Annotated in this window: 14 protein-coding genes; all 14 read left to right on the plus strand. The window is 39.2% G+C overall.

Going from position 1 to position 26,152, the window contains the following annotated elements:
- Positions 1–109 precede the first annotated feature (109 nt).
- Positions 110–10,102, plus strand: a complete 9,993-nt coding sequence (locus M0R80_09970) for a hypothetical protein (GenBank protein MCK9459952.1) — start codon at positions 110–112, stop codon at positions 10,100–10,102.
- Positions 10,099–10,605, plus strand: coding sequence for a hypothetical protein (locus tag M0R80_09975; GenBank protein MCK9459953.1), 507 nt, complete (start codon positions 10,099–10,101; stop codon positions 10,603–10,605). The genes M0R80_09970 and M0R80_09975 overlap by 4 nt, the downstream gene beginning before the upstream one ends.
- A 22-nt stretch (positions 10,606–10,627) precedes the next feature.
- A complete protein-coding gene (locus M0R80_09980; GenBank protein MCK9459954.1) occupies positions 10,628–12,385 on the plus strand; it encodes a hypothetical protein in 1,758 nt (585 codons plus the stop codon).
- Positions 12,382–14,124 (plus strand): hypothetical protein, encoded by a 1,743-nt coding sequence (locus tag M0R80_09985; GenBank protein ID MCK9459955.1) that lies wholly within the window; start codon positions 12,382–12,384, stop codon positions 14,122–14,124. The genes M0R80_09980 and M0R80_09985 overlap by 4 nt, the downstream gene beginning before the upstream one ends.
- 33 nt (positions 14,125–14,157) lie before the next feature.
- Complete coding sequence (locus M0R80_09990) at positions 14,158–14,694, plus strand: hypothetical protein (GenBank protein ID MCK9459956.1); 537 nt, start codon at positions 14,158–14,160, stop codon at positions 14,692–14,694.
- Between the two features lie 2 nt (positions 14,695–14,696).
- Positions 14,697–15,017, plus strand: a complete 321-nt coding sequence (locus tag M0R80_09995; GenBank protein MCK9459957.1) for a hypothetical protein — start codon at positions 14,697–14,699, stop codon at positions 15,015–15,017.
- A complete protein-coding gene (locus M0R80_10000) occupies positions 15,014–15,970 on the plus strand; it encodes a hypothetical protein (GenBank protein MCK9459958.1) in 957 nt (318 codons plus the stop codon). The genes M0R80_09995 and M0R80_10000 overlap by 4 nt, the downstream gene beginning before the upstream one ends.
- 1 nt (position 15,971) lies before the next feature.
- Entirely contained in the window at positions 15,972–16,289 is a 318-nt protein-coding gene (locus M0R80_10005; GenBank protein MCK9459959.1) for a hypothetical protein, read from the plus strand.
- Positions 16,286–17,221, plus strand: coding sequence for a hypothetical protein (locus M0R80_10010; protein ID MCK9459960.1), 936 nt, complete (start codon positions 16,286–16,288; stop codon positions 17,219–17,221). Before M0R80_10005 ends, M0R80_10010 begins: the two co-directional genes overlap by 4 nt.
- Positions 17,222–17,230: 9 nt before the next feature.
- Positions 17,231–19,648, plus strand: coding sequence for a hypothetical protein (locus tag M0R80_10015; protein ID MCK9459961.1), 2,418 nt, complete (start codon positions 17,231–17,233; stop codon positions 19,646–19,648).
- 81 nt (positions 19,649–19,729) lie between these two features.
- Positions 19,730–21,106 (plus strand): DUF2341 domain-containing protein, encoded by a 1,377-nt coding sequence (locus M0R80_10020; protein MCK9459962.1) that lies wholly within the window; start codon positions 19,730–19,732, stop codon positions 21,104–21,106.
- Between the two features lie 145 nt (positions 21,107–21,251).
- Positions 21,252–21,638: a hypothetical protein gene (locus tag M0R80_10025; protein ID MCK9459963.1), complete on the plus strand. Its 387-nt coding sequence runs from the start codon at positions 21,252–21,254 to the stop codon at positions 21,636–21,638.
- The gene (locus M0R80_10030) at positions 21,638–25,135 is read left to right on the plus strand and encodes a hypothetical protein (protein ID MCK9459964.1); all 3,498 of its coding nucleotides are present in this window, start codon (positions 21,638–21,640) and stop codon (positions 25,133–25,135) included. Before M0R80_10025 ends, M0R80_10030 begins: the two co-directional genes overlap by 1 nt.
- Positions 25,136–26,152: hypothetical protein (locus M0R80_10035; GenBank protein ID MCK9459965.1), on the plus strand; the 1,017-nt coding region annotated here is incomplete at its 3' end. It abuts the gene before it with no gap.

Below are 26,152 nucleotides of genomic sequence, written 5' to 3' on the forward strand. Positions count from 1 at the left end.
ATGGGACGATCCTAAAGATTGGTATAGGCGATTGTTGTTTGACCTCTACATAGTTAATAATACTAGGAAAGAATCAAATTCTAGTAATTAATATTAGAGGTTTTATTTTATGGTGGATCCTAAAAAAAATATCAATGATAATGTAAGAGTTAAGATCTTGCTTGACGCCGCAAAGAAAGGCGATGAGAATCTTGAGCACATTAGAACGCGATATAAGGATGCCATAAAGGAGTATGGGGCCGATGAAGACATCATACTTGTTAATCCTAAGCTGGTGAGTGATCGCAAAGAGCTTAATGACATGATGCAACATGTCATGCTGGATAAAACTTTTGCTGTGGATACCGAGGTAAATCCTAGGGCCGGAAAACCCGGGACTATTCAAATTGCATCTAGATCAGGTGTACATACTATTGCGGTTAATGCATTTAGAGAAAACGAAGCGGATATGACATATCTTAGAAATAAGATAGGGTCGTTGTTAAACCGGGATGACGTGCATTCATATTACCATAATAGAATGTTTGATATGGACTTTCTCACCAGGGATGGGTTTAATCTGGCATTGACAAATTCAGGGGGGGAAGTTACAGCACATGATACAGTTGCATTGGCATCCAGACTTGGGAAGGCAAACTTGCTTGCTAATCCAGAAATGGGAAATTCTCTGGCATCATTTGTACTGAGATCTTTGGGAAAATATCTGCCTAAGAAGTTGTCTGGGTCTGGATTTGGATTTAACTATAATGTTGAGACATCCAAAACCAAAGATTTTGATAAGTGGTTTCTTAGGTATGGTGCTGGAGATGCACTAGCACTGTATGAAGTGGTATCTAAGTATTATGGAGAGCACAATGATCTTAAGAACCTGAAGAATATTGGAGCATCCAAGGATCAGATTGATTTTATAAATAAGATTGATGAGATAGAGCATGCAAAGAGATCAATGTTTAGGCCACCGCCTAGTGTTCAGGATTTCATGGAAGGACGGAATATTATAGCAACCAGGGTTAAAAAGGGAAATGATGGGAAGTTATATGTTGAAAGTTATTTGTCACCGTCTGATGAATCCCAAAATGCAGTGATGAATTACCTAAGCGACAATAATATTTTAGATATTAAAAAAAAGCACGAAACAGGAATATTGGAAAAGGCAGCAGCAGTAGGAGTAAAACTAAAAAAAGGAGAAATTGCAGAGGAAGTAAATCTAAAAGCAGAAAGAGAAATAGCAAGTTATCTGCATACAAACCACGGAATAGACATTTATAAAGCAGTTGCAGATGCATTATCCGGAACTGCAAAGACCGATGTAAAATCCGGGATTAATCCAATTGCAAGGATGTATGCAAAGGGTGTAGCCGGAAGACTTGGGATGTTTAGATCCAACCGGGTGTATGTATCTGATGCATATCGAAACAAACCTGGGCAGGGCGGATCATATGCTAAATATGCCAGTGCATACAGCAAGGACAACAAGATTGGAATTGGATATATTCCGGAAATAAGAAGCGGGGATTTTTCAATTGTAAAGGCATTCAGACAGATGTATGAAGCATCTCCCGAATACCTGATGAAATCTGTGGGGCACTTTGTTAAAGGGGATATAAACAAGGGAAATGTAGAATCTGCAACATCTGACATATTTAATAGGGTAAAGAGTCTGCCTACCGATATAAACGAGGTAAAGAATTATTTTGGTGCATTGGGAATTTCACCTGATGTTATTGATGCAAACCCGGAGATGTGGATTAGGGATTATCATAGACATGGCCTTGTGGGAACATGGCTTGGACTTAGTAATGTGGCAAAAGGATTGACTGGAAAGAAAAGTATAGAACGAAATGTGGTTGGTGCAATTAAACAGGTTGGGTTTGATCCTACAACCGGAGATCCTATTTATGCAAGGAAGTTACAGGAATCGAAGTCTGAAATATCGGAGTCCGGATTAAACTCGTTGCTTAATGGAGTATATGAATCGTTTGCCGGGATAAAAATAGCAAAACATAGTGTTCCAGGATTTACTCCCGGAAAGTCTGCTGCTGCATTTGGATCGTTGCTTGGTAGTGGAAGAGCTGTTGAAATTATAACAAAGATGGGATTACCGGAAAGTGTGGCTGCCATACCAGGAAAGTTTAGATTCAGACAGCAATTGATGTCATCTGCTGTTAATTATGGTGCGGCATATGAGAACATGGACGAGCGGATGCAATCCGTAAATGCAATCAACACACCCGAAATGAATGAGTTATATGGGGAAACAGAGCTGCTTAACAAGATGCCTATACGATCCAGGTTTAAAGAAGGAGATGTTGATGAATCACATAGAGAACGGTTGAGATCATTGGGATTTGAACCTGAAAAGATTGAAGAACTGGTTGCAAATGGCGGAGAAATATTAAGAGAGGCACTGACATCCCCGGTATTGTATGGAAAAGGAAACGAATGGTGGAAACAGTCCAGAATTATTGTTACAGATGATGTAAAGCAGAAGTTTACTGACTTGTGGGAAAATATTGAGAATTATTCGCCTGAAGTTCAGAATAAGATACGATCTGCTCTTGCTATAGGAACAAAAGGGCCGTTTAGAGATGCAAACGGACTGGTGCAGGTTGGAGATCTTGATACCAGGATGGTGGGACATAATAAGAATTATGAGTTATCCACAGGGTTCTATCAGGGAACTGTAGGTCAGGAAATAACATCTATGCTGACTGATAAGCAGTTTAGACATGAGGCATTTATTGAAAATATACCAAAGATGATTCCAGAAATTTATGCAAGCGGCGATAAGGGAATTACACCCGGTGGAAGATCGCAATATATAAAAGACTCCTATGATTTTTTTGCTCAGATAGGACTGCTTAAGAGCATTCCGGATAAAAAAGTGGGAATCAAAGCAGCAAAAGGCATCAAAAACACCATATTAACTGAAATGAGTTATAGGAAGGCATATGGGAAAAATGTACTTAGTGATGCTGAAGTTCTGAAGATGTCTCGTTTGTTTAATTTAGTGATGTCAAAAAGAGTTGCCAGAGACGAAACTATAATGAGGGCAGATCTAGACAAAAGTCTTGATTATATAGGGAATATTAAGAACGAGGTTGGATATAACCCCAATGTATTGCATGGATCTTATAGAAATTATAATGAAGAAACAGGAATGAGTACCATTGTACCATATCAGACATTATCTACACTCCCGACGATGAGTGAAAAGGAAGCCAGGAAACTGGAAGGAAGTTATATAAACAGAGTTAAGGAACTGTCTGAAGTAATAAGGCCGAAAGAATTGTTGCAAGTAGAAAAGTTTATTTCTGGAATAGAAAAGGGATATGCCCCAAATGCAACTGAGTCTGTTAATGCAGCATCAATATATGACACGGTGAAGAAGCTGGGATTGAATGAAGACGATGCATATTCGTTGGTAAATAATGCCACAACTGAGGCTTATGATATAGGACAGGCGTTTTCTCCGGAATCAAAAATTCCTGCTACCTTGGCAGTCAGCAGAACGTTATTTCCACCATTAAAAAAGGCAATTGCCTCTGTTATTCCAGATGTTGCACCGGTCATTTCAGATACAGGAGTTGGAAGATCTCATTCTCCGCTACTGAACGCAATATTTGATATATCGTCTGAGACTGGAGGACGAACTCCATTAATGTCTCACCCCATTGGTATAACCGATCCGGATGTTTTAATGTCTATGCTGGAGTCTGGTGCAATAACGGATAAAGAATATGCAAAGGCTGTTGTGTTGTCTGCGAAACCAATTACAGATCAGAAAGGAACTAGATGGGAAAAACATATTCCGAGGGCATTTGCAGATATTTCTAAAGTTGATTTCTCCAGTGGATTTATACGACCGCCTAATGTAGGAGATGAATATATTCAGACACGTGGATCTGGTCCATCTCGTTTATACTACAGTACATTCCGGGGAATGATGGGAGAAACCTTGTCTGTAATGGCTGAGAATGCAGCACGTAAGAAACAAGATTTGAGAAGGCTCGAGAGCGAACGGGTTTTAGATAAGCTTGCTGGATCTCATTCCATTCAGGTTGATTACTTGAAAGGACACAAGGTTGCTACCGGTGCAAATGCTGTGATGGAAGAAGGAAAGGTTGGAAATCTTGTTAAGACATATGAGACATATAACAAGGTTTCTGATGCTATAGGAGAGAGACACAGCGATATAATAAAGCCAGGATATGTTCCTAAGAAAACAATATCAAGAAATCGCATACTTGGGGAATATTCTCCAGAAACAGCAAATGTTAGATATAATAGAGACATTGGACAGATAATTGGAAGCGTATCTGATTATGCTGGAATGGCTAAAGATGTTGGAGGATTTAAAGATAGCAAGGAGGCATTAAAGAAGGCTCCTGGAATCATATCAAAGTTTTTAAACATATGGGGTCCAAGGAAACCAGACACTTGGAAAAGCAGTGATGCCAGATTGTTTGCTCCTGGATATTATCCAGAAAATGATGTGTCTGATTTGGTTTCCATAGATTTTTGGATGAACAAAGAGTTGGAGCGGGTATGGAGTGGAAAGACTCCATTTAGTCTGATGCCGAAGGGAGAGAACGAAGATATAAAAGGGTCTGATATATTTGGACTGGACTTTACCAGGGAAACCACAACCGAGAGTTCAAAGGACTTTAAGAGAATAAGCAGAGATGTAATGGAGAAATCAATTCTCCAGTCCATTAAGGAATCTGATAACCCGGTTGAACTTATAAATCAAATGCATAGATCTATTGAAGGATTCAATCAATGGAAGAAAGAAGGGGTTGAGGGAACTTATCCATATATTCCAGATTACTTGGCATTGTCTAAATCACCAGGTATGAGTTCTGGATTGGGAACTTCGCTATTTGACTGGCTTACAAAAGGCAATACAAAGGAGTTATCTGCTGCATTTTCTGAGAATGAGAAAGGATATGGTACGTTGTCCAGTATGCTTGAGGAGGTTGCGGAGATACAAGAAAGCGGGATGTTAAATGGAAAAAGGATAGGGAAAGACGCATCCGATTATGATGTGGTATCTCACGTAATAAATAAATACAGGACTGGAGAAACCGGAGAAATAAGTCTTGAATATCTTGATGCGGTTAACTTGGTTTCTGGATATAGACCATTAAGACCTGAATATGGAATACAACATGTTAATCCATATTATAAGGGAATACCAAGGAAGTTGTCTGAATATAATCCACGCGATTATGGACTTGGGATGAAAAGCGGGAGATCATCTGTGCTTACTGATCTGTACTCAGATGTCATTGATTACAGTAAGGGTAGAAGTATTGGATTTAGACTGCCTAAATTTGGAAAAGGAACTCCAAATATAAATGGAATTACATTATCTGGTAAGGCATTTGGATTATCGGTGGTAGGCGATGGCGGACCTGAAATATCAATCTCAGATGATGGGACCATTAGAACCCACAATACGGAAGAAGTGGTTAATTTTAGATCTCCTACTACTGTAATACCAAAGAATAGACTTCCACACTTTGCTTTTGGAACCCCAGACTTCAACAGAAATGACATAATACGGTCTATTGCGGAATCTATTGAAAATAGTTTTGAAGAATATAATGCTCTTGGATCAGATTTATTATCAACAAAGGGAGTCACAAGGACCACCACACCGTCTGAAATCCAGTCGATAAAAAGTGTGGTGGCGGAACATATGAATTCCGGATTGGCTAAATCCGGGAAGCATCCTGAAAGGGCTGGGTTGTTTAGGACGGAAGGAAGTGGAATAATCAGTGGTATTGGAAGATTTATGGACTTTGGTAATACTGATTATACGCTTAGTGGTCCTGGTAATGTAAGAAAAGATATTGGGCGGCATGATATCATGGGACAAGATATATCTGGTAGAATCCAGAGAATGTCGGATGTCACAAATATCACAGATAATAGATTTATACGAAATAAAAACCGGGGGATTGCAGATGTATATGAAGATGCCACCATTCCTGGAATTCAAAAAGTAGTAACATCATTGCCTCAGCCTGGTGGAGTCGCACAATCCGGAGCAAGATTGTCTGCAACAGAAATTAATAGTCTTAAAGATATGCTGGGGGATTTAAATGCGTCGATGAGAGATCTTGGTAGCGATACTGATTATGGTGGATTCATTAAGAGTCTTGAAACATCAATTGGGGCAAACAGGGGTATTGATGTAACAAAAGGTGTGGCAGAACAGTTTAAGCTACTTAGTGATCAGCTTAGGATTATTGTTCCGGAATTGAAGTCGTTTTCTGATGTTGCAAAGATAGAGAATATTGCAAAGGCAAGAAAGGTATCTCCTGAATATCAGGAAGAAATCATGAAAAAGGGGTACTTTAAGGAAGGCCCTATAAGCAGCATCAGATACATGATGGCAAAGAGGAGAGATCCCGGATTGACTCCGGAAGAATGGAATGCAGATAGGTTTGAAGCATCATTTTCAGAAAGCAGAGATCAGAGATTAGCTAGGTGGTTAAAGAAGAGGGCTTTGAAGGGGACCGAAGAAACTGAGACATTTGCATTCCAAGCCAATTATGCATTGGAGTCTCCAGCAGCTAAGTCGGAAATGACAAGGGTGCAGTCAGAGTTCTCTGCATTTGTATCTGAATTGTCTAAGATTGACAAAAATATTAAAATAAATACTCAGACGGGGACAAAATTCTCACCGGGCGAAAAGTCAAAACAAGTTGAGAGCGTCTTTGGGGAACAACTTGGGATGAATGTAGAGGTGAGTAAAGAAGCTCTGAGATTGAAGTTTGGCAAAGATTATAGGAAGATATTACAGGGTATGTTTGGGCCGTCTTTAATTGATCAGCCAGGATATATTTCAAATGCAAACCTGGATATTGTGGAAGGCAGGAGAACCACAAGACCTACAGAAGAATCATCTGGATATTTATCTGCATCTTCCACTCTTCAGGGATATGGCAGAAAAATGACGGCATTGAGCATGGGTGCAATGGGTACCTACTTTTCAATAACTGGTATCTATAGTGTGATATCTCAAGGCGTTCGTATGGTAACCGATTCACTGAAGGATCTTAGTTCTCAGATGAAATCAATTGCCATAATGGATAACTTCAGCAATGGGCTACTTAGATCTAAGGATATAATGGCTACGATGGGAATAACCCAGCAGGATTTCATTAATGGGTGGAAAGGCATAACATCTATCCAGGCATCGTTCCAGGTATTTTTGGGATCTATTGCTGCTAAGATGATGCAGGTAGGAGAAGACGGAACTTCAGCGTTCAAAACCATTGCTGATACACTGATGAAGGCATTTACAGATAAAAGAAGCATAGATGAATTGGTGAGTTCTGTTAAGACACTGGTTGTGGCGGGTGCAGAATTGCTACCGATGTTTATTGGGTTTGCTAAAACTCTTGCTAATCTGGTTGCTGGAATTGCAAAAAGTCCGTTTGCTCCACTTATTACTGGATTTACGCTTATTGCGTTTGTAATGCAACCGGTGCTTACACTGATTGCTGTTACACTGGAAGGATTTGCATCATTGCTTACCCTTATGGCATTCATGGGTCCGGCAGCATCAACCGGAGCACTTGGAATGACACAGTTTGCAGCTGGTACCACAAGTGCAGCTGGTGGTGTAATGGTTCTTAATGGGGCATTGGGAACTACACTTGCAATGTTATCAACTGTAGTTGTGGTTGTAGGAGCTGCTGTTGCTGCTTGGCAGTTACTAGGAATGGCTATAAATTTTGCATCAAATAAAGAGGTTGTTCCTACCCCGGTTGGATTAATTGGGGGTGCACTTGGATTCAATAAGGGTGGATTGGTGGAGTGTTTTGCAGAGGGAGGAGAAAAAGGAACCGACATCGTTCCCTCAATGCTTACACCCGGGGAGTTTGTAGTTAGGAGAGATTCTGCTAAGAAGTTTGGATATGACAGGCTTGACAAAATTAATAAAATGGCAGATGGAGGTGTTGTAGGCGGACTGATGCCATCATCCTCTCCTGTTATGGATTCAGATAACCGGATGAATATAAACAATAAGTTTGGGTTGTTGACAAATGTGAGTGAGGCAGGAGCCAATGCAAATAAAAATACCGCAAAGACGTTATCTGATGCAAGTGGAGGGAAATATCTTAATGTTAAGTTGTATGGAGAAGAAGGGCAGATCGGCGGTAAAGGCGATGTAGAAACTGAAGGTGGATATCTAGGAAATCTAATGGATACTCTAGGAAATGCAGCAGATGAATTTGCGAAGGGGCTATCTGATACATTTACCCCAAGTGGACTCAAGAATGTAGTAACAACTGGAGCAGCTGGAGCAACGTTGTCTACTCCATTTAATGAACTTACTAAAAAAGTAAAGGAATGGTGGGATAAAATAGAATGGCCTGATGTCGGAAAATGGATTAAAGAAAGATTTAAGTTTTTGGATGATACAGATCTTGGAGAAAAATTTAGGGAATTTAAGGAAAGGTTAATTGAGTTGACTACCGGAAAGGAGAGAACCGGTAGAACTGAGAATGTAGACATCGATAGGAATGAAAAGATAAAAGGAAGGAAGACACCTGGGGAAGAAAGTCTCGAAAGTAAAACTAATAAAAGGGTTGTAGACTGGTTTAGAGGGGATAAAGGATTAGAAGGCTGGGAAAAGGTAGATACAGGAACCGAAAAACAACCTAGCAGACCAAAGATGACCTGGTCATATGAGAATGAATATGGGAATGTAGAGGCAGAAAAACCAATTTATGAACCAGGAAGAAATGCATTACCAAATCAAATATGGGAGGTAACTCCAGAAGGAGGTATAGGAAAAGGAGTTGAAACACCAGAGAGCGGGTTTAAAACCGCAAAGCCACCTGTTGGAGTTTCAACTACCCAAGAGATTATTGGTGGTGCTAAAGGAGGTGGTATTCTTGGTGGTATATTAGCTGCTGTGGATGAGATACTTGTAAAGGGAAAATCTCCGGTAGAGGCAGCACCTACGGTTGGAGTGAGTGCAGCAGCAGGAGCGGGACTTGGAGCTGCAACAGCTGCATTTCCTATTTTGGGTCTTCCAGTAGCTATGCTTTCTCATGAGTGGATGGCAAACTTCGGCGCAAATGTAGCAGAAAAAGCAACTGGAGGAACATGGATAGAAGAGAAAAAAGACAAACAGGGCAATGTTATTACTCCTGGATATATGGAGGGAGGAAATAAAGAACTTGGTGCGGCATCTGGCATTGCAGGTGCCACAATAAATGATGTCACTGGTGGAGCAGTGACCGGTGGTGCAATAGGATCTGTGGTTCCAGTTGTTGGAACTGGCATTGGAGCACTTATAGGTGCAATTGCTGGCATAGTTAGTGGCGGGGTTCTTGATATTCAGGATATAAATAAACAGGTTTCGTCTGGCAAAACCAATATTGAGGGCAATTATGGTGTAATTGGATCGGTTTCAAAGTATGCAACTAATTTATCCATGAATCCAACTGCCGCAAATGGTGAAGCAAACCCGATGTATTATGATGCAACAAAGGCACAAAATATGCTGAGTGGAACGCTTGATTCCATAAAAACAAGTATATTGAGCGGGCTTGGAGATGCATCCGCCACACTTGGTACTATATGGGGTTCAGTTTATAATATGGCAATATCAGGATTTGGAGATGCAGCATCGGTGCTTGGAGGACTGTGGACCTGGATATCAGATGCGGTTAAGTCGGCTATTGGTATTGGAGGCAGTGTAGTAAGTACGGTGTCAAATGCTGCAACTGGTATAGCAAGCGGTGTAACTGGAACTGCAAGTGGGATTGTAAAGGCAATTACTGGTGCTGCTGATGGAGGACTGATAACTTCAACGGGATTGATTAATGCTCATGCTGGAGAAGTTATAGGTCCAATTGATAAAGTATCGAGTATTTTATCTGGTGCATCAAGCAGCAGCAATACAAATTCTACATCGTCTGTTTCATCATCTGGTGGTAATAATATCTCAATAACAATTCCAATAACTATAGGAAGTGCATCATCGTCCACAGTTAATGATATCAAGAGCGAACTTGAATATTGGTTACCACGGCTGCTCAAACAGTATGACATAAAAGGAATTAGCTTATGACCGAACTTGCTGAATATGCTCCATTGCAGTTTGCAGAAAGCACATTGAATATAACTATGGAATATAATGGAGATCATGGAAGAAAGGGATATGCTCCCGGATCAACTGGATTTACCCATAATATTTTTGCTAAAAAACACAATAACACCAGAGAACTCAACGTAGATTCTATTCCTGGTGGAGCAATACCAGTGTCTAATTATTATGGGAAAAAAGTCCAGGTAGTAACACTAGAGGGATATTTTCCTTATAGATACCCAGATGATTTCTGGAATGTTTTTATGGCTGCATTGTCTCCATATCGGTATCTTTGCGTTCCTAAGAATATTTTTCTATGTGGTAGTGTAATTCAGGTTAGTAAAAATGTAACATTCCCAGATTTACCGGTTGGATCATACTGGTATATAAAACGCTACACATATAAACGGGGTGTTGATATGCCAGAAGTAGCGGGATTTAACTTGGTTTTATGGAGGTGGTATAACCTTGACATCTTTGAGTAATACATATGCATATTTCAATCTCATGAGATCAGAATATGGGAGCGATGGATCTCTTATATGGTCCACAATATATGAGCTCCCGCCGGCATCATTAAGCAGCATAGAGATTGTTACAGACTCGTATGAGGAAAAAACAGAATATGGAGCAGAACCAGATATAGTTCCAATGGGAATTAATTCGTGTTCTGCCACAATGTCTGGTCAGTTTATGCGAAAAGTAGCATCTGGTAATAAACTAAATGCCTCGTATCCATTCCCGGCAGGCAATCTATCTCCCGTAATAGTAAGTTCAGATGATTTGTTTCCATTGTTTGTGGATATAAGCGGGAATACTCATGTGTTTGCGATCCAAAGAACTGCTACCGGAACTGGAGGGAGAGATCTTGGAAGCGGAATATGGAGAATAGATAAATTTGTTTTTGATAGAGATTCTAATAATGCCGGGATATTTAGGTTTAACATGGTGCTTGGGTATGTATGGACTAATCCGCTTGAGCAACAGATATTTTATGGAAATACTGGGGTCAATAAGAAACAGACATGCAAATTCCAGGCTACAATAACTCCAAGTGATAATGACCAAGATGAATTAAATGCAGTTGAAATATTTAATACTAAGATTACTAAGTCGCTTTATGTAAAGAATACAGCTAAGTTCGATTACACTGTTAACATATTTAAAAATTCTTTTGTCTTGATTGGAAAGATGGGAGCAACCAGTGATTCAGAATCTAAAGTCTTTCTCGGAATAGTTACGGATTGCGAAAACAATAGGGATGGCACGTTTACTGTGTCGTGTAAAGAAGTTTGTGACCTGTTATACCGTGGTGTGTGTAGTCAAGGGGGACTGTTGGGTGCATTATTTCCAAAGGTTATAATTCCAAACCCTGATGCATATACCGCAACAGACTTGACTATAGATCAGATACTAAATAAGATTCTCCAATATTATAAGGCTAAAACCGGATATGAGAGATTTGTTCCCGGATATATAGGAAATGATAGAACGCACGGACTCGGTGGATCTATTTATCTACCTGGTCATGATTCAGATACAGAATCTCCAATTAAAATCAGTACTCAGGTTATGTCATGTATGAGCGTAGGAACAGCAGTAACTAATTTTCTGTATCAGCAGTGCGGGTTTAATATATGGTATAACTATAATACAAATGGAACGATAGAATATGGATACATAAGAGATAGAATAACCATCGACATTACAAAGGAGGTTATTGAAAAGAGTGAATTAATCTCAACAAATAACGAAGAAACTGTTCCGGATGGCGTTATGGTATGGGATTCAGCAGGAGAATATAACGGAAGTTATGGGGATATAGACATAAATAAACATGTATTGGTTTATGTTATGACCGATAGTAAATTTGATGGGGCGTTAAACGCAATTGCAGAAAGAATATTTAAATTGTATGATGGAATTGATTTGTCTAGTTATAGCGTGAGATTTCCGGCTGGAACTGTAAGGTTTAAAGAGGGAGACTATTTTGATGGGCTAGGCGACGAAACAGTATCCGATAGAATTATGGAATACAGGGAAGGAACCGATGTAGATCCATTGGAAGATCCAACTGATGCAGTATGGCAAATTAAGGAACTCACTATAACTGAACAAAGTACCACGGTAACTGTTGGAAGCTCGTATGTATCGGTTCTCGACATATATAGAGGGGTACTTAATAAGAATAAAGATGGTATTCCGGCACCAGTTGAAAATAAGGTTCTTCAGTCAAAACCGATTGTGGTAGGAAGAGCAACATGAGTAATAATGAAGTGGTGTCACTGGATAAGTTTTTTATTGATCCGCTGTGTAATGGAACAATTACCATTTCTTCGAGTGTTGCAGAGGTTGTAGATACAGTTGATTATCCGGAGTCAAATAATACTGCTGCTGAGTGTAGTGCGTCATATGGAACCGCAATAACAATAACTCCCGGGGGATTGTTTGAGTTTGACTTTGATAGCACAACCACATCATATGGGGATAATTTGGGCATTCTTAAATATATTCCAGCATTTTATTCATCCGGATCCATCGTGATTAATGCAATTGTCCAGGAATCTGATGATGAGGACGGAGCCGTTGATTTAACATTTGATGCTATGATGTATGTAGCGGATGCTGATAAACCAACCTGGTATCCATATAGCTTAGAGTTGGTTACAGATCCGGATGATGTCACTCTTGAACGAATGCCATACCCGATGGACGGAATGATAACATCACCAAACGATAATACCAAACATGACAGCATTGGCGAAAATACAAATCTCACACACACGTTTACCATTGGTTCCTGGGTTGGTATGAGACCAATGGTAGAGTCGTTTAATACAGATGGGATTAAAAGAGGACATCTACCTCCATTGTCGTTTAAAGTTACGTGTAAGAATAACTTGGAGTCTTCTGTTACATTTTCAAGTCTTAAAGTCTCAATTTCATTTAATTATGCATCAGACGGAACCTTGATGAATCTGGGAAGTACTGCGGTTGCTGATTTCTGTAAGTTGTATTGTGATCCTAAATTTATTAATAATGATGAGAAAACCGATCCATCGGACGGCGAAGATAGATATCTTTGGGCAATTGCAGATGGATATTCAAAAGGAGAAATTCTTCATGTATTTGGATACTATAGGCAGACTCAGAGTGACAGTACTACAAAGTTAAAATGCGTATATCTGAAGAAAGTAGCTGCAACAGAGGGAACAAACCACGCTGCATTTGTTTATAAATCTGACATAGCGGTTAATCCGGTGGATTTTTCTGATAACTATCGCATGGTGTTTAGGGGATTTTACTCCGATGAATATGCATATGTGGTAACTCCAAAAGTCATTTGTCAAAGTGATAAGTTTAAAGACATAAGCGTAACTTGTATGAAAGAAGTAATATCCGATGATGAGGAAGCAGACACGTCATACATTGAATGCTCTCCATCTGATGTCGATGCTATTTTCATGATTGTGGTTAAACTACGGGATGATGATATAGATGAGATTGCAATCGTCGGAACAAGACTTGGGGTAACATCTGACGACTTTAATTCCGCTATCAAAACGATAAAGTTTTATGATGTTGATACCGCTTTTGTGCCATATACGGAAAATGAAGATGGAACGAATACTGCGATTCAAGTGTTGAGATCCGACATAAATAAAATATTTTATGATACGCTGGCAAAGAGCTTTGAAGAGGATGTAATTTTAGTTTCTAGTTTTAATGATGTAATTCCATATGTTGAACTCAAGATAAACTCATATGCCGATTATATATTCCCGTTATATGACGGCAAGTCTATTACATTTAATGAGAGTTTATCCAGGTGTACTGATGGTGTAAGAAGTAGAGAGTTGTTTTATTTTACTAAGAAGACATCCGGTATATTTAATACGATTACTTTGCAGGATTCAGATAAGCGATATACTGCTACGCTACAAATAACATATGGCAAGTACAAAGGTATGATTGTTCATAAAGATAGAGATATAACAACTTAGAGGGCTATTATGATACATGATAAATTTAAGGTGATGGATCGGGTTGAGTTTAGAAAAATAAAGGTTGAAGAACTTCCAGAAAATTATACTCAAGAAGATCTTATTAATGCCATAGACTATTCGGATGATGGGATAATTCAACAGACAATATGTCACCCTACTGTTTTCCAGAGAGTTCTTAATAAACTTGGATTGTTTCATTATCTTAAGGACGCTCCAATGGACTATGAAATACAGAGAATTGCAACATCTGTATATACGACATACGGCTATATAAGCGTTGGAATAAGTAGTTCAAGCCCCACAGATTATACATTGAATAATTTGGTTTCATCTGTTCTTACAAGAGTTACAGCACTTAAGGGATATGAGACGCTGTATGTAACAAACGACACTGCAACATTCATTGGTGTGTTTACTCCAGATGGAACATATACTATTGTGGAGACTGGACTTCATACAGCTGCGACCAGCGGATATATGGGATACAGACAGACAAGTTGTTCAATTTCTACTACCGCAAGTATTCCATTTGCAATTTTCTGGAAGGTAACAATAGCAAGAGGTTAAGAATGTCAGACGAAGTAAGCATGGCATATGGGTTGCAGCAAGTGTCTGCTGGTGGAGTTCTTGGAATAAGACCAATTACATCTGGAGAAGAATGGGTGATACATAATATATATATTCCAGAGGGGGTTGTGTCGGTTATTGAAGTATATGTAAGTACTGATCCCACATATGTAAGTCTCCCAATTAAAATAAAGACGTTGATTGAAAGCCAGACGGGTATGAACAATTTTCATGTTAATAATTCTCAATTTCTTGTAGCTAAAAATACCAGTGCGTCTGCTGTATATATTGCATTTGATGGAGTGGTGAGCAAACAATCATGAAACCAGATCAACAGATAATCATGCTTACTAATGCAGAATGGATTGCATTAGATCCGATTGTTCCAATTAATATTGTGGCGTGGAGTAGCGACACCGGAGTTTTTAAAATTGGAAATGGGACTGATATCTGGAGTGATCTAGATTACAGTGCGGGAAAGTTGATTGGAAATAAATATGTGGAAAGTGATAGGGAACCAGTTGACCAGGAGGAATTAAGGTTTTGTTCAGCAGAGGACAAATGGATCTTCAAATTAAAGGGATGTTTTTTATCCGAAACTGAAATTACAACAATTACGACTACTATTTATCCAAAGTTTTGTGTTATTGGAGAAGTTTCAGATTCAACCGGATATCCTACAGGAAGATATAAAATATGTGATGGAGTAAACACCTTTGTTAATATCCCATGGATAGATTATACTGAGCAATATTTTGATACTGATGGTACTCTTACAGCAAATTCCGATGTATTGTTGGCTACTCAGAAAGCTACAAAGACATATGCAGATACCAAAATAAGTTTAAGTGATGTGGATACAGATGGAACTTTGGCGGCTAATTCTGATTCTAAAGTACCGTCACAGAAAGCTGTAAAGACGTATTCGGATACAAAGATCCCGTCAACCTATTTGGACACCGATGGGACATTATCAGCAAATTCCGATACTAAAATTGCATCTCAAAAAGCGACCAAAACTTATGCCGATACTAGAATACCAAATTCTTATTTAGATACCGACGGAACCCTGGCTGCAAATTCAGATACCAAGATAGCAACGCAGAAATCTGTAAAAACTTACTCAGATACTAAAGTTCCACTCACTTATTTAGACACAGATGTTACTTTGGCTGTGAATTCTGATTCTAAAGTTGCAACACAAAAAGCTGTAAAAACTTATGCAGATGCAATTGCAGAACAATCAATTGCAATGGCAATAGTTTTTGGAGGATAAAATGACAGATAAATTTACTTCGGCGTTTATAGAACTTACAACCACAAATGAAACAGATATCTATCAGTCTACAGAAAGTAATCAGGTGATAGTAAACATCCGGATTACTAATGTAACAAATGGAGGAGTAACGGTAGAAATGTGGGTTACAGATGGATTAGATGTTCATTGCGGAAATCTTATCCCGCCGAATACGGTGATAGAAGCATACGGGGGGTTAGAAGACTCCTTTAAAATAGCTCTGCCTTTAAATTATAAAATAAGGGCTACTGCTGATACCGCAGATGCAATATTTGTAACTACAACGGTGATGTTATGAAATTATTTAATCAAACTGTTGGCAACTCCAAGAATGTAATTGTCGATAATGCAACCTACATGAAGTTGGAATTTCGGGATTTTGGATATCAAGAAAACGTAGGAAAATATAAAGCCTGTATTGGAAATCCAAACTTTTCAGATGATTTAAGTGGGTGGGTTGCAACTGGAAGTGCCAATGTAACTGTGAATTCAACCACCAGGGAAGCGGATGAAAACAATTTTGGTAGTTATGCATTAGAAGCCAATATCACTGTATCCGATTCAACAGATTCAACTTTAAAATTTACATATAATACGGCCCATAGACTATCATATCCTGTAACTGCTCAGACTGGAATCAAATTTGGATCATCGCCTCTTGGTACCTCGTATCTTACTATCGAGACAATATCTTACCATCTTGGTCAACGATGGGTTTATACGAGCGATATACTTACCGGGACGACATGGAAATATCCTAATTTAAAGAGTCCGTTTCTCGATGAAACATATGTTGGTGTAGATGAAAACGAAACGGTTATTTTAACCATATTAAACCTACCAACTGGTACATATACAATTAGAATTGCCGGAGTAATGCTATATGGTGTGGGCAAAACTTATTTTGAAATCCTCGACGATGGATCAGATATATCCGGAATTAATCTAACCAGTGGTGAAGATGTTCCTGTAAAACTCTATATCGATTCATCTATAGTTGCAAAGATATCAGATGTCACATATGATAATCTAAACGCAAATGGAGATGTGGGAACCGGGTCTGATCAGGTAGCGGTTGGAAACCATACGCATCCACTGGTGACTTGGGGTGGAGCATTATCTGCTGATCCGGCATCACCGGCTGATGGCACCATGTACTGGAATACAACTACTCCGGCAATGAGATTTTACGTGAATTCTTCTGTTGGATGGAAAACCATTACAACATAACTTATTTTTATGACAACAGAATTTGATGACATAATTATGAGAGGATCTCAACAAAGAGATTACGGAACACTAGTTGGAAATTGTCAAATATATTTAGATAGGTTTGCAATTGTTCTAGGAAGTGAAACTGAATCACCATCAACTGCGTCATCTATAGTGGTTGGATCTGATTTAAGTTTCTACCAATGTGGGTTTGAGCATAGCGGTAATTTCAGTTTGCTATATTTTTTAACTTTAACTGCATTACTTCCTGCTGCTGCATTTGAAGTTCGTATTTGTAAGAACGACAATAAACGTATTGTGATTGAGACTTATGGTGATGTTGCTGCGACACAAGCAATGAGTTTGTGGTTTAATACAGCGAAATCGGCACATAAAGAGTCAAGTGTTCCTACTTGGGTTAAGTTGAATGGGGTGGCAAGTGGTAGCACAATGACATACGCTACAACATCGTATGTATTTAAAGAAGATGTAAGTGAAAGTAGAGGTTCTGTTGTAATTGATTGCTGTAAAAAGTGTCCAACTTGTCAGTGTTTGAATTGTTATATTTGCGATAGGTTATATCTAAAGGCAGTTGGCAGTGAAACTAAAATATATGGCACATCTATTAAACATGGATATGGTAAGAATCTAGGTAATTCAGCATGTGTATTTAAAAAATCAGGTACAATTCCAGTTACAAGTTTTTGCCCATTTTCAATGACATTAGATATGTCAAATTACAAATTCAATTTATATTTTTTAGACGATGATGGAACTACAGAACACCTAATAGAAACTTATGAATGGTTTCAATCTACTGCTGACTATGATTTAATTGTAGAATATAAGATCGAATGTGACACTGTCGCTATATGGTCATATTTGGATGATGAAGTTGTAAGCATTGACAGCAATATTGCTGGAAAAACAGTGACTACACATGGATATCCTTTTGAAATTGAATCATTTGATAGCGTTACTAATAAATTAACAGTGAATAGAAATACAATACCGTTCAGAAGTATATCCAGTGAAAATACTAATGCATTTAGATATGGTGGCCCTCTTAAATTATCTACCTCAATAACCCTTGGTAAAATATGTCTGACACAACAACGCATATTGGGAAATGTTGATATCTCATGCCCATTATGGCTCCCTACTGGAAATACTAGAGTAAAGATGAAATTCACATTAACTCACGACGCCCCAACAATAAATAGTTATGGAACAAACGGGGGCATGTACTATGTAAGATGTGAGTGTACTGGCGGAACTGGATATAGTGTTTTTATATATGAATATTTCGGGGAAGATACAAAAAGCATCTCATTAGATGTTGATTTCTCGGAACTGGATTATGAATATTATACATATGATACGGGTTATATATTCTATTTTGGTATAATTATAGAATACGAAAACTGCGATGGTGCGATATTAAATAAAACATTATCTGCCTCAATTGAAATATTAGATGTATATGATGGATGCACCGGTGAAAGTTTATTGAGTTCGCTACCACAGTTTAATACAATAGCATTACAATATCCAAACAGAGATGGCATTTCATTTACTGCAACTTTTTCATCATTAGGCGCTACAACTAACCCGGTGACAACGAGCACATTTGACTTTGATTATTTAAATAATTGCGTGGGAACAAGATCTGTTAAAGTTTGTAAAAATTATATACATACCATATCTCCAGCACTCACAGTTAAATCATCTAATTGTCAAATTGGAAAAACTATAAAACTATACATAGATGTTCGTTCAGCATACGGTATGACATTATATATTTATAAAGGAACTTATATAGCAGATGTGGAATCAGTAGATCAGGTTAATAATTTAATAACCGTAACAAATATTATTCATATTGGAGATTCTAGTGAGGGGTTATCAGATAGATCGGCACACGTAACAGATTCATTTACATCGTCTGGATGGTCATCATGGTGGGGGTGGATGTCTGGGCAGTCTCATAGTCCAGATCCAGTAAATATAGGATATATAGGTCCAATTGCAGGTAGAGATGCTATAGTAACTGGAACCATAGTAGCAACAATCACAACAACAGCAGGATTTTTTAATAATGGACTTGAGTGTAGTTTTGACTGTGGAAATGGTCTATTAGCATCAAGAACATTATCTTATCCTTTAACAAATGGATTGCTTCAACAAGTTGTCACATTAACACTTTTATCAACCCCGGTTACAAATATACCATACATATATGCCCCAAAAACTACGGTTTATTTTAAGTATTATGTATCTGATGAAACACCAAGAGGATCTGTATACAATATTAGTATAGAAGCATCAAATATGAAAATTGTAGATTGCAAAGGAAACAGTTATAATGAAAATGATATATTACCTGGATCAATATTAGACTCTGGGACAACACTATCGAGTATATTAATGACTACATATTTATAACATGTAAATAACACAATCATTAGCAATGACATTGGGTGGTTGGACTAAATCTATTAATATTCAGTTGTATAGGTGTTGATTATGGTGTATGATGATTGGTTATACAATAAAAGTCACGTTATAACATCAGCAAGCACTTTAACTGATTATCAAGTTAAATTAACAGTTTACTATGGTAGTGGAACCGATAGCGGATCATCTGTTTATCTTAATTCTCATTGTAATGTAGATTTTAGTGATATTAGATTTACAAATAGTTCAGGCGCAGCACTTCCCTATTGGATTGAAAGTTATACAAGTGGTGTTAGTGCAGTTGTTTGGGTAAAGATTGATTCAATTACTACGTCTACTACGATTTATGTTTATTATGGAAATGGTAGTGCGGTAAGTGAGAGTAATGGAGATAGTGTTTTTGAATTCTTTGATGATTTTGAAGGGTCAACATTATCTAAATGGACCGGCGATACTACATATGGAACCATTTCAAATGGTATCCTATCTTACATGTATAATACCACGTCAGAAACGTGGAAATATATATTTTCAAATGTTACATTATCCACATCTACTACCCCCTACGCCATTAGAACCCGATGCTCTATAGTTGCGTCAACACCATGGGCTTTATATCAAATGTGTGGATTTCAATTATCAGACACAATAGGAACTGGGCGAGCAATATTAACATCAATTGGATCATATCCACTTACTGTTTTAACAGAATCTCAAGGATTTGGGGCTGCAAATATATATACGACAGGTTACAAGATATTTGAAATTCAATACAATCCAAGTGTAAATACTAAATTTTATGTAGATGGTTCATTAGTTGTAACTCATACATGCAATTCACCGGCAAATACCAAAGTTAGTATAGGATCATGTAATGGTGGAACACATACCAACGATTGGATCGTAGTAAGGAAATATGCGGCAACAGAACCCACTCATTCAACTTGGGGAACTGAAACCTTTAACATTGATGTGTACATTGCATCGGAGACTATTGCATTGACGGATATTCCATGTGGCGAAGTTGATACCGGATCTGCGTTTGAAATCATTACGATATCAGACACAGCAACGAGATTACTCCACACAAGAATACTACACGAAATAATTACTGTGTCTGATTCCATAATCAATCCGATTATATACCTTGCACAGGAAGTAATTGAATTGATCGACACCACAATACGAGGATATGTCGTAACTGAACTAATCAAGGTGTTTAACGGCAATGACATGGATAGAGCAGCAGTTGATGAGTATGGCGGGAGCTGTGGTAAGCGACTGGATGAATATGGGAATTTGATTGGTGGTAAGATAAAGGCAACCGGACAGATGATTGTAAGAGCACTGCACTACAGGACAAATACCAATTGCCAGGTTATAGAAGATGTGGCTATATGTAGTGAATTAATCAAGGTGTCAAGTAATGGAGACGAGCAGGAATAAGACCACATGTTATATAATTTAGGCTCACAAATTTAAAATCTGTAGTAATAAATTAATTTATCTTTTTGTTTCACTATGAGATTACAAACGTGAGATGTAATACCCCGATTACTATATTTCATGTAAACTGCCATATACTGATATTATGGGAGTTGACAATCGTTCTATCCTTCGAGTGGGTCTACTCAAAAAGGCTGTGACTGCAAACACCGCGATAATTAGTGCAGCAGACATTTTGTTAACTGATCCTGGATACACCGGTAATGATATAAAACCAAATCAAACTGGATTTGTTGCATATACTGTTGAGGTATTGCCATCTGTGTCTGGATTAGTCAGTGCGGTATTTACAAATGCAGCTGGGACTGTAACTGATAGCGGAGTATGTTATACATGTACTGCCGGTTATTTCAATATATTTGAGATTACAATGCGGGCTAAAACAAACGAAGGACCGTGGACATTAAATCTTAAGTATAGTCAGACGTGCACTATGACGCTATGTATATCTGAACATGGGGGAGTTGTATAATGGTGTCATTTCCTCCAAATCCTTCAAGTGGTGGAGGTAGTGGAACAACAGATCATAGAGTTTTAACAAACCGGGACGCCGAAGAGCAACATCCATCTGAGTCTGTCACTGTTGACACCACTAATTTTAATAGAAATTTAACTGAGGCTGATGACACCGTTCAGAAGGCACTTGAAACCCTGGATGAAATGTCGGGTGGATTCACCCCGCAAGTTACCCACACGATCTATGTAGACAATGCTAGAACTGATGATTACACGCCCGATGGAACGATCGAAAAGCCGTATTTATCAGTTCAAGATGCACATGACAGTATAACCGGTACACCGAGCATCACAAATACTTATGGTATTGCGTGTGCTCTAGGAAAACAATATACTGGGACATTAAATATATCAAAAGATTATATAAGTATTTTTGGGCACGGGATGAGTAAAGGTGCTGGATTTAAAGGGACACTAAATATCACTTCAAAGCACTTAACTCTTCAGGGAATTCATCTTACTGGAACTTCATCGGCAACCAGAGATTGTTATATTAATCTTTCACAAACTGGAGACTTTCTGCTTGAAATTAAAGATTGCAGATTGTCGTATTGTACGATGGTTATTGAGGCAACTGGAACAAGTGGACAACTTTCAAACAGTTATGTTCAGGTTACTGGTGCAAATGGTCTATGGTTACAAAACACAATTACCTGCACTGGAATCAAAGGGACTTTGGCTTTAGTTGGTGGATTATACGCTGTAAATACACTAAATGCTTATAATTGTTATTTAATTATGGGTGCAGCAGTTGCAGATAGTAATACAATTAATTTAGAATCCGGAACTCTTGCAGAACTTGGTGGTGGATTTCCAGAGAGAAATACCACAAACTTAAAAACTGGTGCTACACTGTATGCTGATGGACTGTTTGCTGGAAACAGTTTACTCACTGGATACAAAAATGTATTGAATAATACCGGTGGGACTTTACATTTATTGACGGATGGTGGTGGTATTGCTCTTGATACTACTAATTTTGATAACAATCTTTCATCTACAGACACAACCGTTCAGACAGCAATGGAGACCCTCAATGATGTTATTGGTGGGTTTACTCCACAGGTTACAAAATTACTGTTTGTCGATAAAAACCGGACTGATAGTTATACTCCAGATGGTAGCATAGATAAACCATTTTTGACTATTGGAGCAGCTACAGCAATTGCGACAAGCGGAACCACTATTAAAGTTATTCAAGGAACTTATACAGAAGATGTGACGTTACCATCTGGAGTTTGTCTTGAAGGATTTGGCGCAAATTCATTAACAATCACTGGAAATGTAGTGGTTTCATCTGGTGCCAATTCATCACTGCGTTACATGATTATTAATGGGGCGCTTACAGTTAATGCGAATTGTATTTTGATTGATACTTATGTTGCTGGAGCAATGACTGTAACCGGAACTGCTACAATACAGGCATGGAACTCACATGCAATTCCAGGAACGTCAGGTGTCACTGCACTCACAATGTCATCATCTGGGAAGTTCCTGGCAGCATTGTCAACCATTGCTTCCACTGGAGACGCACCATCCATTGCGCAATCAGCAGGACAGGTCATTCTAAATACCGTCACAGTTACCGGAGGACGTGCCTCATCTCCAGTAATTAATTCGACTGGCGGAACATTTGTAGGACTCAACACCCAGGTTACAAATTCGCTTGGTGGACCTGCAATTGATGTGTCATCTTCCGGGTCAACATCATCAAATCCAAATATGCTAGATGGCGTAATAGCAACTGGTAATGTAGTGTGTGGATCTAAATCTACAGTTGTTGGAGCACTTGTATTTATTGTTGTGGGTGCATTAACCGGATCGGCGTTGACTTATAAGCCTGCCAGCAGGATTACAAACGATTCGTCTGTTAGTGGTGCAACGGTAAAAGATGCATTAGAAACACTAGCAGCAAATAGTTACACCCTGCCCACCGCATCCAGTACAATTCTTGGCGGAGTCAAGATAGGTACAGGAATTGCCATCACAGATGGGGTTATTTCTGTATCTATTGGTAGCCCTCTTATCTTTAAGGGAGTTATTGATTGTTCCGCTTCTCCTAACTACCCTGCTGCTACAGTCGGAGACGTATACAAAGTTTCAGTAGCCGGAAAGATTGGAAGCAGTTCAGGACCGAATGTTGAAGTAGGAGATATCCTATTATGTTGTGTAACTTCTGCTGCAGGAACTCACGCGAGTGTAGGAGCAAACTGGTCAATCGAACAGGTTAATATAGACGGGGCTGTTATAGGGCCGGCTTCTGCAACTGATAACGCTATTTCCAGATTCGATTCTACAACAGGTAAGATAATTCAGGATTCTCTTGTCACTGTTGATGATTCGGGGTCTATTAATATTCCATCTGGACAGTCATATAAGAAGGCTGGGACCGCACTCGCTGCAGTAGATGTAGGAGCAGAACCTACAATAGCCACGAAGAACACGGCATTTAATAAGAATTATGGGGCTACTGCAACCGATGTTAAGATCAACGGTACTCAGTCAGTTGGATCAATCGATGCAATTGCAAGGATAGACCATATCCATCCGGTAGATACATCAAGAGCAGCAGTATCTCATTCCCATACAGAGAGCGATGTCACTAACTTGGTAACTGATTTGGCTGGAAAACAACCGATTGATACATTATTAACTGCGATAGCAGCCCTTACAGGCACATCAGGGCTTATTCGGGTAACTGGAGACGGAACTTGTGCTCTTGATACTAATACATACCTAACTGCTATCACAAAAACATTGGTGGAGGCTGTTTTAACCGGAACAATTACATCACACGATCATTCGGGCGTTTATCAATTACTTGATGCCGATCTAACTGCAATAGCCGCATTAACCGGATCCATTGGATTACTCAAAAAGACAGCCGAGGGGACCTGGGTTATTGATACTAGTTCCTACCTGACAGCAAACCAGTCGATCGCTGTCTCCGGCGATGCAACCGGATCAGGTACAACCGCAATAGCCCTGACTCTTGCCAATTCCGGGGCAACAGCCGGTACTTACAAATCAGTCACAGTTGATGCAAAAGGCCGGGTTACTGCTGGTTCTAACCCGACAACTTTAACCGGATTCGGTATAACTGACGCTGCCTTGGCAGATGATGTCAAGACATGGACCGAAGTCACTGGAACTACACAAGCAATGGCCGTAAACCGGCGGTATATCGCAAATAACGCCGCACAGGTTGTTTTTACATTGCCGGCGACTGCTGTAGTTGGAGATATCATTGAAGTTGCAGGAAAAGGAGCTGGAGGATGGCGGATATCGCAAAACGCAAGTCAGCAAATCGTATTCGGAAGTGTGATAACCGCCACCGGGACTGGGGGATACATGTATAGCAATAGCCAATATGAGGCGGTAAAATTGCTTTGTCTGACTGCAAACACGCTGTTTACTGTGCTGCGAGCAACAGGCAGTCCGGAGTTGATATAAATGACAAGACAAAACCAAATTTTCAGCCGTGGGTATTACGGGCTGGATGATATAATCGGTGTACAGTGGGATTCATCACAAACAACACCTACTTTAAAACGAATCGATGAGGACTTAGAAGAACTTCCCACAGATTATAACTGGAATAAATATTTTGCAAATCACCCGCTTTTCGGACAGATTAGAAGATGCTCGTTGACTGATGCCGGTGTTGCCACGTTTGGAAGCGATGGTAAAGGAACCGGGTTGACGCTTACCTCTGATTACATAATGACTCGTTACAAGAAGCATCATTTCAAATATATCAAAACTGACGGCACAAAACACAATTGGTTAATCAGTCTTGAACCATCAGCAGGATTTACGAGGCATTACGCGTTTAACCAGCGGGGGCACTCAAGTACTCCGGCAGAACAGGTCTATGTAGGCTCGTATATGGCGGGGGCGAATGGTGGCACTACAGCGGATAACGGAACAGCCAATACAATTTATGCGACTGATTGGACCGGGCTTAAACTTACTAGCAAGTCAGGCAGTAAAGCACTATCTGGTAGTGGTTCTTCCGGCACAATGGCACAATTTGAGGCTGCTGGGAATGCAATTGGAACTGGATGGGGGAGTGAAAATTTCTGGACTTACTGTATGAGACAACTGTTGTTTTACATCAGATATGCGTCGCTAAACAGTCAGGTTGTCCTCGGAGATGGCAGGACAAACCCTAGTAACTTTTGTGCTTCGATTCCAGGAACTTATTTAGATCAAACATCGGCTGGTGCTGGGGTAGATATCCAATCGCTACTCGCTTCAGATGGGAGTTATGGGGACCTAGTAGGATCATCATATCGCCCAGTGGTCTATCCTGGGGGAGTCGAAGGACTAATAGGGCTTTGGGAGTTTAAACCTGGGTACAACACAACAGATATAAGCCATAGAATTCTTAATCGGGATGGAACCGGGACAATCGCGTCTGTATTGGCTTCTGGGTCATATGAAGAGGTCACGGATCCTGTGCCTTTG

The organism is Pseudomonadota bacterium, from assembly GCA_023229365.1.
Lineage (GTDB): Bacteria > Myxococcota_A > Polyangia > JAAYKL01 > JAAYKL01 > JALNZK01.

Coding starts and splice junctions, on each gene's coding strand:
- M0R80_09970 (MCK9459952.1), top strand. CDS start 110: ATGGTGGATCCTAAAAAAAATATCAATGATAATGTAAGAGTTAAGATC.
- M0R80_09975 (MCK9459953.1), top strand. CDS start 10,099: ATGACCGAACTTGCTGAATATGCTCCATTGCAGTTTGCAGAAAGCACA.
- M0R80_09980 (MCK9459954.1), top strand. CDS start 10,628: ATGAGATCAGAATATGGGAGCGATGGATCTCTTATATGGTCCACAATA.
- M0R80_09985 (MCK9459955.1), top strand. CDS start 12,382: ATGAGTAATAATGAAGTGGTGTCACTGGATAAGTTTTTTATTGATCCG.
- M0R80_09990 (MCK9459956.1), top strand. CDS start 14,158: ATGGATCGGGTTGAGTTTAGAAAAATAAAGGTTGAAGAACTTCCAGAA.
- M0R80_09995 (MCK9459957.1), top strand. CDS start 14,697: ATGTCAGACGAAGTAAGCATGGCATATGGGTTGCAGCAAGTGTCTGCT.
- M0R80_10000 (MCK9459958.1), top strand. CDS start 15,014: ATGAAACCAGATCAACAGATAATCATGCTTACTAATGCAGAATGGATT.
- M0R80_10005 (MCK9459959.1), top strand. CDS start 15,972: ATGACAGATAAATTTACTTCGGCGTTTATAGAACTTACAACCACAAAT.
- M0R80_10010 (MCK9459960.1), top strand. CDS start 16,286: ATGAAATTATTTAATCAAACTGTTGGCAACTCCAAGAATGTAATTGTC.
- M0R80_10015 (MCK9459961.1), top strand. CDS start 17,231: ATGACAACAGAATTTGATGACATAATTATGAGAGGATCTCAACAAAGA.
- M0R80_10020 (MCK9459962.1), top strand. CDS start 19,730: ATGGTGTATGATGATTGGTTATACAATAAAAGTCACGTTATAACATCA.
- M0R80_10025 (MCK9459963.1), top strand. CDS start 21,252: ATGGGAGTTGACAATCGTTCTATCCTTCGAGTGGGTCTACTCAAAAAG.
- M0R80_10030 (MCK9459964.1), top strand. CDS start 21,638: ATGGTGTCATTTCCTCCAAATCCTTCAAGTGGTGGAGGTAGTGGAACA.